The 12,167-nt window shown below is 64.7% G+C and carries 13 protein-coding genes; 5 read left to right on the top strand and 8 right to left on the bottom strand.

The features are described 5' to 3' along the window. Positions 1–4 precede the first annotated feature (4 nt). Together E3U47_RS12420 and E3U47_RS12415 are read right to left on the bottom strand one after the other, a co-directional pair. The gene (locus E3U47_RS12420; protein WP_134691733.1) at positions 5–1,351 is read right to left on the bottom strand and encodes a heavy metal sensor histidine kinase; all 1,347 of its coding nucleotides are present in this window, start codon (positions 1,349–1,351) and stop codon (positions 5–7) included. Beyond that, complete coding sequence (locus tag E3U47_RS12415; protein WP_134691732.1) at positions 1,348–2,028, bottom strand: heavy metal response regulator transcription factor; 681 nt, start codon at positions 2,026–2,028, stop codon at positions 1,348–1,350. Before E3U47_RS12415 ends, E3U47_RS12420 begins: the two co-directional genes overlap by 4 nt. A gap of 268 nt (positions 2,029–2,296) precedes the next feature. On the opposite strand from E3U47_RS12415, the gene E3U47_RS12410 reads away from it, so the two are divergent. Together E3U47_RS12410 and queF are read left to right on the top strand one after the other, a co-directional pair. Next, positions 2,297–2,815: a plastocyanin/azurin family copper-binding protein gene (locus E3U47_RS12410; RefSeq protein WP_134691731.1), complete on the top strand. Its 519-nt coding sequence runs from the start codon at positions 2,297–2,299 to the stop codon at positions 2,813–2,815. A 68-nt stretch (positions 2,816–2,883) separates the two neighbouring features. Next, positions 2,884–3,714 carry an NADPH-dependent 7-cyano-7-deazaguanine reductase QueF gene (gene queF, locus E3U47_RS12405; RefSeq protein WP_134691730.1) on the top strand — a complete coding sequence of 277 codons (831 nt, stop codon included), beginning with the start codon at positions 2,884–2,886 and terminating at the stop codon, positions 3,712–3,714. A gap of 32 nt (positions 3,715–3,746) precedes the next feature. On the opposite strand, the gene E3U47_RS12400 is transcribed toward queF, so the two are convergent. Both E3U47_RS12400 and E3U47_RS12395 read right to left on the bottom strand, forming a co-directional pair. Then, positions 3,747–4,010 (bottom strand): DUF4404 family protein, encoded by a 264-nt coding sequence (locus E3U47_RS12400; RefSeq protein WP_031315272.1) that lies wholly within the window; start codon positions 4,008–4,010, stop codon positions 3,747–3,749. 123 nt (positions 4,011–4,133) lie between these two features. Beyond that, on the bottom strand, positions 4,134–4,685 hold the full coding sequence (locus tag E3U47_RS12395) for a phosphonoacetaldehyde phosphonohydrolase-related protein (RefSeq protein ID WP_134691729.1): 552 nt from the start codon (positions 4,683–4,685) through the stop codon (positions 4,134–4,136). Between the two features lie 188 nt (positions 4,686–4,873). Between E3U47_RS12395 and E3U47_RS12390 the strand changes: the two genes are divergently transcribed. Beyond that, on the top strand, positions 4,874–5,581 hold the full coding sequence (locus tag E3U47_RS12390) for a VacJ family lipoprotein (RefSeq protein ID WP_134691728.1): 708 nt from the start codon (positions 4,874–4,876) through the stop codon (positions 5,579–5,581). Between the two features lie 145 nt (positions 5,582–5,726). Here E3U47_RS12390 and E3U47_RS12385 read toward each other — a convergent pair whose 3' ends face one another. Further along, positions 5,727–6,026: a PilZ domain-containing protein gene (locus tag E3U47_RS12385; protein WP_134691727.1), complete on the bottom strand. Its 300-nt coding sequence runs from the start codon at positions 6,024–6,026 to the stop codon at positions 5,727–5,729. A gap of 270 nt (positions 6,027–6,296) precedes the next feature. On the opposite strand from E3U47_RS12385, the gene rssB reads away from it, so the two are divergent. After that, on the top strand, positions 6,297–7,481 hold the full coding sequence (gene rssB / locus E3U47_RS12380; RefSeq protein WP_134691726.1) for a two-component system response regulator RssB: 1,185 nt from the start codon (positions 6,297–6,299) through the stop codon (positions 7,479–7,481). Next, the gene (rssC, locus tag E3U47_RS12375) at positions 7,478–7,960 is read left to right on the top strand and encodes an anti-sigma factor antagonist RssC (protein ID WP_134691725.1); all 483 of its coding nucleotides are present in this window, start codon (positions 7,478–7,480) and stop codon (positions 7,958–7,960) included. The genes rssB and rssC overlap by 4 nt, the downstream gene beginning before the upstream one ends. A gap of 24 nt (positions 7,961–7,984) precedes the next feature. Here the strand turns inward: rssC and E3U47_RS12370 are convergent, their stop codons facing one another. The 3 genes from E3U47_RS12370 to dusA all read right to left on the bottom strand — a co-directional run bounded on the left by E3U47_RS12370 (position 7,985) and on the right by dusA (position 12,102). Beyond that, positions 7,985–9,838, bottom strand: coding sequence for an alkaline phosphatase D family protein (locus E3U47_RS12370; RefSeq protein ID WP_134691724.1), 1,854 nt, complete (start codon positions 9,836–9,838; stop codon positions 7,985–7,987). A 191-nt stretch (positions 9,839–10,029) separates the two neighbouring features. After that, the gene (gene tal, locus E3U47_RS12365) at positions 10,030–10,950 is read right to left on the bottom strand and encodes a transaldolase (RefSeq protein WP_134691723.1); all 921 of its coding nucleotides are present in this window, start codon (positions 10,948–10,950) and stop codon (positions 10,030–10,032) included. A 213-nt stretch (positions 10,951–11,163) separates the two neighbouring features. Next, positions 11,164–12,102, bottom strand: coding sequence for a tRNA dihydrouridine(20/20a) synthase DusA (gene dusA, locus E3U47_RS12360; RefSeq protein ID WP_256660268.1), 939 nt, complete (start codon positions 12,100–12,102; stop codon positions 11,164–11,166). Positions 12,103–12,167: the final 65 nt, after the last annotated feature.

The raw sequence follows: 12,167 nt of genomic DNA, 5'->3' as shown, positions 1-12,167 counted from the left end.
GCCCCTACGCGGGCAACTCGATCACGAACCGCGTCCAGCCATCTTCACGCTCCGCCCGAATTTTCCCACCGTGTGCCTGCACGATCGAGCGGGTGATCGCCAGCCCCAGCCCCGCATGCTCGCTGCTGCCTTCCTGGCGCGACGGATCCGCCCGGTAGAAGCGGTCGAACAATCGCTCAAGCAGTTGCGGCGCAATCGCCGGCCCGGTGTTGGCCACCACGATGCGCAGCCCAGGCTCCAGGTTTATCCTAATCTCACCCCCGGCGGGGGTGAAGCGCAGGGCGTTGTCCAGCAAGTTGGATAGCGCCCGGCGCAGCATGTGTCGGTCGCCTTCGGTATGGGCCTGGCCCTCACGCAGCAAGCGCACCTCGGCGTCCTCGGCCAGCGGCGCGTAGTACTCCAGCAACGCATCGGCCTCCGTGGCCAGGTCCAGCGACTGGCGGCTGGGCATCAGCAGGCCGTGATCGGCCTTGGCCAGGTAGAGCATGTCGTTGACCAGCTGGGCCATCCATTGCAGCTCTTCGAGATTGCCGTGCAGGGCTTCGCGGTACTCCTCCAGGCTGCGCGGGCGGGTGAGGGTGACCTGGGTGTGGGTGAGCAGGTTGGACAACGGCGTGCGCAATTCGTGGGCGATATCGGCGGAGAATGCCGACAGACGCTGGAAGGCATCGTCCAAGCGTTGCAGCATGGCGTTGACCGTGGCGGCCAGCTCGGCTAGCTCCTCGGGCATTTCGGCGGCCGGTAGACGGGTGGTCAGCGAACGGGCGTTGACGCTGGCGGCGATCTTGCCCATCTGTCGCAACGGTTGCAGGCCGCGGCGCGCGGCCCAGGCGCCAAGCAGCGCGGTGACCAGCGCCGACAACCCGACGGTGAACCAGATCAGGCGCTGCATGCCTTGCAGAAAGTGCTGGTGGTGGGTGATATCGAGAAACAGCGTCAGCTGTGGCGAGGTGGGTTGATTGTCGGCCAGCGGGGTGCTCAGGCTGCGGTAATCCACGCCCTGGCTATGCAACGTGGCCAGTGCGCCGTGTCCTGATGTCTGCGGCAACTCGCCACGGCTGGCGAACCAGGGCGTGCCGTCGGCGCCGCGCACGCGCAAGGCCAGGTCGGACTGGTGGCTCAATTCGTTGAGCAGCGCCGGCAGGCGCGTGGCCAGCTGCGCCTGGCTGTCTACGCCGTCGAGCAGGCTGCGCATCAGCGACAGCCGACCGCTGAGCAGTTGCTGGTCGAGCTCGACGAAATGCTGCTCGCTGGCGCGGCTGAACAGCAAGCCGGCGCCCAGCGACACGGCGGCGGTGCAGGCGGCGAACAGCAGGGCCAGGCGACTGCCAAGGGACAGACGGCGCATCAGTCCTGGCGCTCTTCAAGCACGTAACCCATGCCGCGCACGGTATGGATCAGCTTGGCCGGGTGGCTGTCGTCGATCTTCAGGCGCAGGCGGCGGATCGCCACCTCGATGACGTTGGTGTCGCTGTCGAAGTTCATGTCCCACACCTGCGAGGCGATCAGCGACTTGGGCAACACCTCGCCCTGGCGGCGCAGCAGCAGTTCGAGCAGGGCGAACTCCTTGGCGGTCAGGTCGATGCGTGCCCCGCCGCGTTCGGCGCGGCGACGGATCAGGTCCAGGCGCAGGTCGGCCAAGCCCAGGCTGGTGTCCTGGCTGGCGCTGGCACCCCGGCGCAGCAGGCTGCGCACTCGGGCCAGCAGCTCGGAGAAGGCGAAGGGCTTGACCAGGTAGTCGTCGGCGCCCAACTCCAGGCCGTGCACGCGGTCCTCGACGGCGTCGCGGGCGGTGAGGAACAGCACCGGTGTGTCCAGCCCGGCCTGGCGCACCGCCTGGAGGATCTGCCAGCCGTTGCGCCCCGGCAGCATCACGTCGAGGATCAGCAGGTCGTGGTCGCCGGTCAGCGCCAGGTGCTGGCCGCTGTCGCCGTCGCTGGCCAGCTCGGTGGCGAAGCCGGCCTCGCTCAGGCCCTGGCTCAGGTACTGGCCGGTCTTGGCCTGGTCTTCGACGATCAGCAGTTTCATGACAGTCCTTGTAGTGATGTGGCTTGTGGCGTGCGCTGTGGAACGGTTTTCGTGGGAGCGGGCATGCCCCGCGAGAGGGTCGCCTGGGCGAGTGCAATCGCGGGGCAAGCCCGCTCTCCCAAAGCCTGCCCCCATACGTCGAGGAAATGATACGTGACGATCTGGCGGCCTGCCCAAGCTGACAAAGTTGTAATCTTCCCGTCAGCCAGCTGCCAGCCTGCCTTTTCGACAATGGCGCCATCTTCGCTGTATTGATCTGGAGTCACCCATGAAACACCTGTTCCTCACCGCCGCGCTTGCCCTGACCAGCCTGCCCGCCTTCGCTGGCGAAGCCAAACCCTTCGCTTTTGGCGAACCGGCGCCGGCAGCCAAGGCCACCCGCACCGTCGAGGTGGTGCTCAAGGACATTGCCTTCGAACCCAAGAGCATCAAGGTCAAGGCCGGCGAAACCGTACGTTTCGTGCTGGTCAATGAAGGCAAGCTGCCCCACGAGTTCAACCTGGGCGACAAAGCCATGCACGCCGAGCATCAAAAGGAAATGGTCGCCATGCAAGGCAAGATCTTCACCGCCGGCATGAATCACGAAGGCATGGACCATGGCCAGATGGACCACAGCCAGATGATGGACGGCGGCCATGGCCACGATGCCGGCAACACCGTGCTGGTGCAGCCTGGCCAGCGCGCGGAGCTGACCTGGACCTTCCGCAAGTCAGCACCCATCGAGTTCGCCTGCAACGTGCCGGGCCATTACCAGGCCGGCATGGTCGGGCCGTTGACCATCGAGTGACATCGGCTCCAAGGCGGGGTGCAAAACCGGTAGACTAGGGGCAATTTCGAACCTTCAGGTCAGTTTCCATGCATCCCGCCGCCGAACACTCCCCGCTGGGCAAGTCCAGCGAATACATTGCCACCTACACCCCCGCGCTGTTGTTCCCCATCCCACGCCTGGCCAAGTGGGCCGAGCTGGGCGTCAGTGGCGAGGCGCTGCCGTGGCAGGGCGTGGATTTCTGGAACTGCTTCGAGCTGTCGTGGCTGCTGCCTTCAGGCAAGCCGGTGGTGGCCATCGGCGAGTTCGCCATCCCTTGCGATTCGCCGAACATCATCGAGTCCAAGTCCTTCAAGCTGTACCTCAACTCGCTGAACCAGACCGTGTTCGCCTCGCTGGCCGAGTTGCAGGCGTGCCTGGTAAAAGACCTGTCCGCCGCCGCGGGTAAGGCAGTCGCGGTCAAGGTCAGCACCCTGGCCGAGGTCGAAGGCCAAGGCGTGACCGCCTTGCCGGGCCAGTGCATCGACGCGCTGGATGTGACCATCAGCAACTACGAGCAGCCGCAACCGGAGCTGCTGCGTTGCTCCTCGGAGCGCGTGGTAGAAGAGACGCTGCATAGCCACCTGCTCAAATCCAACTGCCCGGTCACCGGCCAGCCAGACTGGGGTAGCGTGGTGGTTGCCTACAAGGGGCCGGCGCTGGACCCTGCCAGCCTGCTGACCTATCTGATCAGCTTCCGCCAGCATGCCGACTTCCACGAGCAATGCGTGGAGCGGATCTACCTGGACCTGAAGAACCTGCTCAAGCCTGAGCACCTGACGGTGTATGCACGGTATGTGCGCCGGGGTGGGTTGGATATCAACCCGTATCGCAGCACCGGGGCGATCAGCCCGCAGAACCTGCGGTTGGTGCGGCAGTAATGTAACGGGGCTGCAACACAGCCCCGTCGGGTTCAGATCCCCATGCTGTGCAGCGAGTTGGCGATGCTGCGCAGGGTGGCGGTGAGGTCGGGGTGCTCGGCCTCGAAGCGTTCGATGGCCAGGTTCACGCCATCGACCAGGTTGTTGTCCGGGGTGGCTTCCTCGAGCTTGAGCTGGGCTTCGATCTGCCGGGCTTCTTCATGCAGGCTGGCCAGCTCCTCTTCCGACAGCGGCACATTGCGATCCAGTTGCTCGCGCAGGCTATTCAGGCGCTCTTGCAGTTCGCGGGCAGGCATTGTTCGTACTCCATCAATGGCTTGGCAAACCATGGACCTCAGCGAAACGGCAAAGGTTCTGGCCTGCCTTCAAGCGTAATCCACCTGTCGGCGCTTTGCATGATCCGCATCAAGCTGGATGTATCAGGGTTTCTCGCCCTTGTACCGGCGCTGGGCGATGTCCGCCAGGCAGGCGTCGAGAGCTTCGAGGTGATCGATCACCGAGTGCACGCCCAGCCCGAACAACGCCAAGGTCGCCTTGCCGCGGGCTCGCTCCCGTTCCTGTTGGTTCAGTGCCTGCCAGTGCGGTGAAGCCTGCTCGCAGGCCGCCAGGCCCACGGTCCACAAGCCGGCGTTCAAGGCCGATTGCAGCAGCAGGGGTTCGCCGCTAACCAGCACGCAGCCATCCAGGCGCTGGCTTTGCAGGCTCATCAGCGCCTGCCAGCAGGCATCGGGCGCAGGCCCTTTGCTGCCATTGAGCGGATGCCCCGGCAGCCAGTCGGGCAGCACACGGGTCAAACGCTTGCCCTGGGCGGCATTCAGGTCGTCGAGCCAGATGCACGGAATTTGCCGGGTGCGCAGGCGCGCCAGTAAGTCGAGGGCGCCCGGTGTGGGCAGGGCCGTGCCGTTCGCGGCCTGGACCAGGCAGCCGCGCAGGCCGAACAGCACGGCGGTGAAGGCGGGTGCTTCTTGCATGGCAGCGTCCCTGAAATAGCTTCCACGCTAGCCGGCGATTGTTACCGGCAGATGACCGCAACACTTGTTCACATAATCTTGACCGAGATATGTAAAACTACGCTCCAGCCAGTAAGCCATTATACTTGCGCCCAATTCAGCAACGCGCCAACGGCCGTTGCACCGTGAAATCCGATGGAGAAACATCTATGCGTAGGTTCGGTGCCGGAGTGCTCGAGCGAGTCACCCAGGCCTGTGTCTGCGCCAGCTTGTTGCTGGCGCCCGTGGCGGCCACCCAGGCGGCCAGCGAGGAAGACCCCTGGGAGTCGGTCAATCGACCGATCTTCAAGTTCAACGATACCCTCGACACCTATGCCCTCAAGCCGCTGGCACAGGGTTACCAGGCGATCACCCCGCAGTTTCTCGAGGACGGCATCCACAACATCTTCCGCAACCTCGGCGATGTCACCAACCTGGCCAACAATGTGCTGCAGCTAAAACCGCACGCGGCGGGCGTCGACACCGCGCGGTTGATCGTCAACACCACCTTCGGCCTGGGCGGCTTCTTCGATGTCGGCACCAAGATGGGCCTGCAGCGCAATGACGAAGATTTCGGCCAGACCCTCGGCTACTGGGGGGTGCCCAGCGGGCCGTACGTGGTCATCCCGCTCCTGGGCCCCAGCACCGTGCGTGACGGCCTGGCCAAGTACCCGGACACCTACACCGAACCCTACCGCTACATCGACCACGTGCCGACGCGCAACTCGATCTTCGCCCTGGACGTGATCGACACCCGCGCCAGCCTGCTGTCGGCGGAGAAACTGGTGCAGGGCGACAAGTACATCTTCCTGCGCAACGCCTACTTGCAGAACCGTGAGTTCAAGGTCAAGGACGGGCAGGTCGAAGACGACTTCTGACCCCGTCGGTCGGGTCATGGGGCTGCCTTGCAGCCCATCGCCGGCAAGCCGGCTCCTACAGAGGGTCGTCTACGCCTGTAGGAGCCGGCTTGCCGGCGATGGGCCGCAGGGCGGCCCCATTTGTTCTGGGTGAATGTGTAACGGCTTAATGCATCGCCAGGATGCGCAAGCCGAAGCGCTGCGCGCCGCCCGGCTGGTCGGCGATCCACACCACTTCGGTGCTGGCATGCAGCCCGGCGAGGGCCGCGTGCTCGGAGTCGATGCGCACTTCGAGGCGCTCACCCACCTGGAAACGCTGCGGCGCCTGCACCTGCATGCCGCTGCTGGAAAGGTCGATGCACACGGCGCTGATCACCTGGTCGGCCTGCAGCAGCTGGACCTCGGCATCGACACGCATGCGAATGAAATCGCGTTTTTCGCTGTAATCCACGGGGTGCTGGGACATGCTTGCATCCTTTCTTCAGGTTGCGCGGGTCGGCTTTCTTATAACGCCGGGTGATTTGCCCTGTAAAGTGCAGGGAAGTCTACCTGCCCATGCTTGAAACGCCAGGCGGATGGGAGTACCGTCAGCGCCTTACAGGGCACCTCACTATTTGCCGGACCAGTTTTCTTGTCCTACAACTCAGATAGAGAGTGGCTAGAGAGCATTCCAGTAGCCGTCTGTCGGTCGTTCCGCAGCCGCTACGCCAACCCAAATCTGGCGCCGTTCGCCCACATGCAGAAAACCAGTGCAACGCTGCTGATCATCGATGACGACGACGTGGTCCGTGCCAGCCTCGCCGCCTATCTGGAAGACAGCGGTTTCAGCGTCCTCCAGGCCGGTAACGGCCAGCAGGGGCTCCAGGTCTTCGAAGCACACCAGCCCGACCTCGTGATCTGCGACCTGCGCATGCCGCAAATGGGCGGCCTCGAGCTGATCCGTCGGATCAGCGAGCTGGCGCCGCAATTGCCGGTGATCGTGGTATCTGGTGCCGGGGTGATGAGCGATGCGGTCGAGGCCTTGCGCCTGGGCGCGGCGGATTACCTGATCAAGCCTCTGGAAGACCTCGCCGTGCTCGAGCATTCGGTGCGCCGCGCGCTCGACCGTTCGCGCCTGGTGCTGGAAAACCAGCGTTACCGCGACAAACTCGAGGCCGCCAACCGCGAACTGGAAGCCAGCCTGCACCTGTTGCAGGAAGACCAGACCGCAGGGCGTCAGGTGCAAATGAACATGCTCCCGGAAAACCCCTGGGTGGCCGGCGAGTTCGCCTTCGAGCACCAGATCATCCCGTCGCTGTACCTGTCCGGTGACTTCGCCGATTATTTCCGAGTGGATGACCGACGCATCGCGTTCTACCTGGCGGACGTGTCCGGCCACGGCGCCTCGTCGGCGTTCGTCACGGTGCTGCTCAAGTTCATGACCACGCGGCTGCTGTTCGAATTCAAGCGCAGCGGCAAGATGCGCGAGTTCAAGCCTTCGCAGGTGCTCAGCCACATCAACCGCGGGCTGATCAACTGCAAGCTGGGCAAGCATGTGACCATGGTCGGTGGGGTCATCGACGAGGACACCGGCCTGCTCACCTACAGCGTCGGCGGCCATTTGCCGCTGCCGGTGCTGTACACCCCGGGCCAGGCCCGCTACCTCGAAGGCCGCGGCTTGCCGGTCGGGCTGTTCGACGAGGCCAGCTACCAGGACCAGGTGCTGGAGCTGCCGCCGCAGTTCAGCCTGACCCTGATGTCCGATGGCATTCTGGACCTTTTGCCGGGGCACACACTCAAAGATAAGGAAGCGACCTTGCCGGAAATCGTCAAGGCAGCGGGGGGTAGCCTGGAGGGGCTGCGCCAACGATTCGAATTGGCTACGCTTGGGGAGATGCCGGATGATATCGCCCTATTGGTGTTGAGCAGGAACCTTGAATGAGTACCGGTAGAATCCAGTTCGCCGAACAAAGCGGGACCTTCGTTCTGAAATTTGTCGGTGAAGTGCGCCTGACCCTGTGTTCGGCGCTGGATGCGACGATCGAGAAGATCTTCACCGCGCTGAACTTCTCGGCCATCGTCATCGACCTGACCGAAACCGAGAGCATCGACAGCACTACCCTGGGCCTGCTGGCCAAGCTGTCGATCCTGTCCCGGCAGAAGGTCGGCCTGCTGCCGACCGTGGTGACCACCAACCCCGACATTTCCCGCCTGCTGCAGTCCATGGGTTTCGACCAGGTGTTCAACATTGTCGACCGCCCGGTGCCATGCCCGGAGTGCCTGACCGACCTGCCCTCGCAGGACCAGGACGAAAGCGTGGTGCGCTCCAAGGTGCTGGAGGCGCACAAGATCCTCATGGGCTTGAACGACTCCAACCGCGAAGCCTTCCATGACCTGGTGCATGCGCTGGAGCGGTCCTGATCCTCATCGTGGCCGGCGCTGGCGTCAGTCCTGGATGAACGCCGTCGCCGGCGAACCATCGGCATTCAACTGATACACTCGCGTCGGTCGCCCCTGGTCATCGAAGAACACCTGCCCCAACCCGGCGCTGTTCCACAGCCGTTCCCCGGCCATGCTGCGGCTCGGTATGCGCGGCACCACCTCCATCTCCCGGCGTTTGGTGAACCAGTTCAGCGGCGAGCGCGGCGAATACAGCCAGCGGTTGAGCCGGTCGAGTACATCCAGCAGGCGCCGCGGAAACTCGTTCTTGATACCGCTGCTGGTCACCTGCCACAGGTGTGGGCTGCGCTGGCGATGGCGGATCAGCACCTGATAGACGAACGAGTAGTGCACATCGCCCGAAAGCACCACGTAATGCCCCGGCGTGCGCGAATGGCGGAAGATGTTGAGGATCACCTGCGCCGCGCCGCGGTGTGCCATCCAGTTCTCCGCATCCACCAGCAGTGGATAGCCCAGGGCGCTGAACACCCGCTGGACGGTCTCGATCAGCTTGACCCCAAAGATCGGCGCCGGTGACACGATGATTGCCGAAGGGTGGTCCAGCAGTGCCTGCTGCAACTCGCTCAGCGCTTCCCAGTCGAGCAGGCCCGAGGGCTTGGCCAGGTTGCTCTCGCTGCGCCAGCGGCGAGTGCGGGTGTCCAGCACCAGCAGTGGCGGGTTGCTCGGTAGTGTGTATTGCCAGCCTTGAAAACGCAGCAGTTCGCCGATCAGCACGTCCCGCTCATCGCTCAACTGCAGGCATTGCTCGACCAGCGCCGCGCAGCCGTCCGGGTCGTTGCCCCAGCCCTGGCACAGCAGGTAGCCGAGCAGGGCGTTGCCGATGATGCGCCGTGAGAACGGGTGGCCATAGGCGGTCTGTTCCCACTGCGCCGACAGGTTCCAGTCGTCGGTGATGTCGTGGTCATCGAAGATCATCAGGCAGGGCAGGTGGGCCATGACTCGCGCCACCTGGCCGAGGCTGTCGCGGAAGGCCTCGATCAGCGGCAGTTCGTGGCGGTAGCGGGCCTGGCGCTTGTCGGTGAGGCCGGATGGCATCTGCATACCCACCAGCGACCAGGGCAGCGGTGACCAGACCAACAGGTACATGGCCATGACTTCGGCGAAGGTCACCAGGTGGTTGTCGGCGTTGCTGGAGGAGAAGATCGGCTTGCGTTTGCCGCCGAAGAAGCGCTCGCGCAGGGTTTCGTTGCTTTCCTGCGCCGGCAGCAGGTCGGCGCGGTGGTAATAGCAGGCCGGATGCTGGTAGAGCGCGGCGCCGCTGTCGACCAGGGCGCCCTCCAGTGCCTCGTCGAACAGGCCCAGACGCTCGATCAACCCGTGGATGGCGCGCAGCATGGGGCCGGCGACATCGTCGGCATACACCTGATCGCCACTCATCAACAACACGGCGGGGCGCTCCTCGGGGCGCGGGCCGGCGGCCAGCAGGCGGTCGGCGCACAGCAGGCCGTCGGCAGCCGGATGATGGGGCTTGCGGCACGAGCCGTGGAGCACCTGGTCGAGGCGCTCGCGCAGCACGAAGCTGGGGCGGCTGGCGCCGGGGTAGAGCAGGTGCGAGGCCCAGTCGGCGATGCCCTGGCCATTGGCCAGGCGCAGGTCGTAATTGAGGGCCACGTCGCAGGGTAGCGGCTGATCGAAGTGGATATCCAGCAGGTGGATGAAGGCGTGCGTACCGACCGCGATTACCTTGCACTGCACGGTGGCGCAAATGCCGGCCTGATCCAGGACAAATTCGGCTTGCAGCGGTTGCGAGCCGACCAGCCAGATCGCCAGGCGTTGTGGCTCCAGACGGCGCAGCAGCGGGCCGGCAAGGACAAGGGGGAGGGTGGCGCTGGGGATCATCTAAGGCTCGGCTTTGTCTGCTATTACGCCCTCGCGGGGCAAGCCCGCTCCCACAGGTTATGGGGAATGCGGCAAGTTCATTGTGGCAGCGGGCTTGCCCTGCGATGGCATCATCGGCCACCCAATGAAAACGGGCGGAAATGCTCTGCATTAACCGCCCGTCGATCAAGCCGAAGATGTATCAGGTTTTGTCAGCCAGCCATCAGCGCTTCCAGCTTCTCCTGGTCGCGGGCGAACTGGCGGATGCCTTCTGCCAGCTTCTCGGTGGCCATGGCGTCTTCGTTCATCGCCCAGCGGAACTGGCTTTCGCTCAGCACCTGCTTGGCCTCCCCGGCATTGCCTGGGGTGAGGATGCGCGGCAGCGCGCCTTGGTCTTCGGCCAGCTGCTGCAACAGCTCGGGGCTGATGGTCAGGCGGTCACAGCCGGCAAGCTGTTCGATCTGGCCGATGTTGCGGAAGCTTGCGCCCATGACCACGGTGTCGTAGCCGTTGGTCTTGTAGTAGTCGTAGATGCGGGTGACCGACTGCACGCCCGGATCCTCGGCGCCGACGTAGTCCTTGCCGCTGCTCTTCTTGTACCAGTCGTAGATGCGCCCCACGAACGGCGAGATCAGGAACACCCCGGCGTCGGCACAGGCCTGGGCCTGGGCGAAGGAGAACAGCAGGGTCAGGTTGGTCTGGATGCCTTCCTTTTCCAGCTGCTCGGCGGCGCGGATGCCTTCCCAGGTGGAGGCCAGCTTGATCAGCACGCGGTCGCGTTTGATACCTGCGGCGTCGTACAGCTCGATCAACTGGCGGGCCTTTTTCAGCAGCGCCGGCTCGTCGAACGACAGCCGTGCGTCCACCTCGGTGGAGATGCGCCCCGGGATGACCTTGAGAATGCCCGAACCCACCGCCACGGCGAACTTGTCGCAGGCCAGGTCGACATTGCCCTTGGCGTCGGCCTTGACCTGCTTGAGCAGGTCGGCGTAACCCGGGATGGCCGCCGCCTTGAGCAGCAGCGAAGGGTTGGTGGTGGCGTCGACCGGCTTGAGGCGGGTGATGGCGTCGAGGTCGCCGGTGTCGGCGACCACGGTGGTGAATTGCTTGAGTTGTTCCAGCTTGGAGGTCATGGGCGTGCTCTGTCCTGTGCAATGACTCGACATTACCCGAGCCCCGACGACCACTCAAGGCCCGTCGCAGGCAGATCGGGAAAGCCCCCCGCGGGCAACGCGCCCCGCTAGGAGCGGACGTGCCCCGCGATGGGCTGCAAAGCAGGCCGGCTATAACGCCGGGCCTGCCGTGAAAGGCTCTCCCTTCGAGTGCCAACCCCGGTCCAGGTTCCCTCAGCGCCCTTGCAGCAGCTCGGCGGCCTGGTCCAGCACCTGCAGTGGCTCGCTGGCCTTGTGAATATCCGCCGACAGCAACTGGCGGAAGCGCCGCGCCCCCGGGAAGCCCTGGCCCAGGCCGAGGATATGCCGGGTAATGTGATGCATCGCGCCACCGCTTTGCATGTGCTCGACGATATAAGGGCGCAGTTTCTCCATGGCCTCGGCGCGGCTGACCACCGGCGCGGTGCTGGCGAACAGCTGCTGGTCCACCTCGGCCAGCAGGTACGGGTTGTGGTAGGCCTCGCGGCCCAGCATCACGCCGTCGAAGGTCTGCAGGTGGTTGCGGCATTCGTCGAGGGTCTTGATGCCACCGTTGAGCACCAGTTCCAGTTCGGGGAAGTCGGCCTTCAACTGCGCCGCGACGTCATAGCGCAGTGGCGGGATTTCGCGGTTTTCCTTGGGCGACAGGCCCTCGAGGATGGCGATGCGCGCATGCACGGTGAAGCTACGGCACCCGGCGTCGCGCACCTGGCCGACGAAGTCGCGCAGCTCGGCATAGCTGTCGCGGCCGTTGATGCCGATGCGGTGCTTGACCGTGACAGGGATGCTCACGGCGTCCTGCATGGCCTTGACGCAGTCGGCCACCAGCGCCGGGTGGCCCATCAGGCAGGCGCCGATCATGTTGTTCTGCACCCGGTCGCTGGGGCAGCCGACGTTGAGGTTGACCTCGTCGTAGCCCGCCGCTTCGGCCAGGCGCGCGCAGGCGGCCAGGTCCGCCGGCACGCTGCCGCCCAGTTGCAGGGCCAACGGGTGCTCGGTTTGGTCATGGCGCAGGAAGCGCTGGGCGTCGTTGTGCAGCAAGGCGCCGGTGGTGACCATTTCGGTGTAGAGCAGGGCGTGCTGGGAGAGCAGGCGCAGGAAGAACCGGCAGTGGCGGTCGGTCCAGTCCATCATCGGCGCCACGGAGAAGCGGCGGGAGGGCTCGGGGCGCGGGGCTGTGGGTGTAACGGCTTGAGAAT

The organism is Pseudomonas sp. RIT623 (assembly GCF_004519305.1).
Classification (GTDB): Bacteria; Pseudomonadota; Gammaproteobacteria; order Pseudomonadales; family Pseudomonadaceae; genus Aquipseudomonas.
The sequence above is the reverse complement of the archived record's forward strand: the minus strand, read 5'-3'. Positions and strand labels throughout refer to the sequence as shown.

Coding starts and splice junctions, on each gene's coding strand:
- tal (WP_134691723.1), bottom strand. CDS start 10,950: ATGACCTCCAAGCTGGAACAACTCAAGCAATTCACCACCGTGGTCGCC.
- E3U47_RS12400 (WP_031315272.1), bottom strand. CDS start 4,010: ATGCCTGCCCGCGAACTGCAAGAGCGCCTGAATAGCCTGCGCGAGCAA.
- E3U47_RS12410 (WP_134691731.1), top strand. CDS start 2,297: ATGAAACACCTGTTCCTCACCGCCGCGCTTGCCCTGACCAGCCTGCCC.
- E3U47_RS12395 (WP_134691729.1), bottom strand. CDS start 4,685: ATGCAAGAAGCACCCGCCTTCACCGCCGTGCTGTTCGGCCTGCGCGGC.
- rssC (WP_134691725.1), top strand. CDS start 7,478: ATGAGTACCGGTAGAATCCAGTTCGCCGAACAAAGCGGGACCTTCGTT.
- queF (WP_134691730.1), top strand. CDS start 2,884: ATGCATCCCGCCGCCGAACACTCCCCGCTGGGCAAGTCCAGCGAATAC.
- E3U47_RS12390 (WP_134691728.1), top strand. CDS start 4,874: ATGCGTAGGTTCGGTGCCGGAGTGCTCGAGCGAGTCACCCAGGCCTGT.
- dusA (WP_256660268.1), bottom strand. CDS start 12,102: ATGATGGACTGGACCGACCGCCACTGCCGGTTCTTCCTGCGCCTGCTC.
- E3U47_RS12385 (WP_134691727.1), bottom strand. CDS start 6,026: ATGTCCCAGCACCCCGTGGATTACAGCGAAAAACGCGATTTCATTCGC.
- rssB (WP_134691726.1), top strand. CDS start 6,297: ATGCAGAAAACCAGTGCAACGCTGCTGATCATCGATGACGACGACGTG.
- E3U47_RS12370 (WP_134691724.1), bottom strand. CDS start 9,838: ATGATCCCCAGCGCCACCCTCCCCCTTGTCCTTGCCGGCCCGCTGCTG.
- E3U47_RS12415 (WP_134691732.1), bottom strand. CDS start 2,028: ATGAAACTGCTGATCGTCGAAGACCAGGCCAAGACCGGCCAGTACCTG.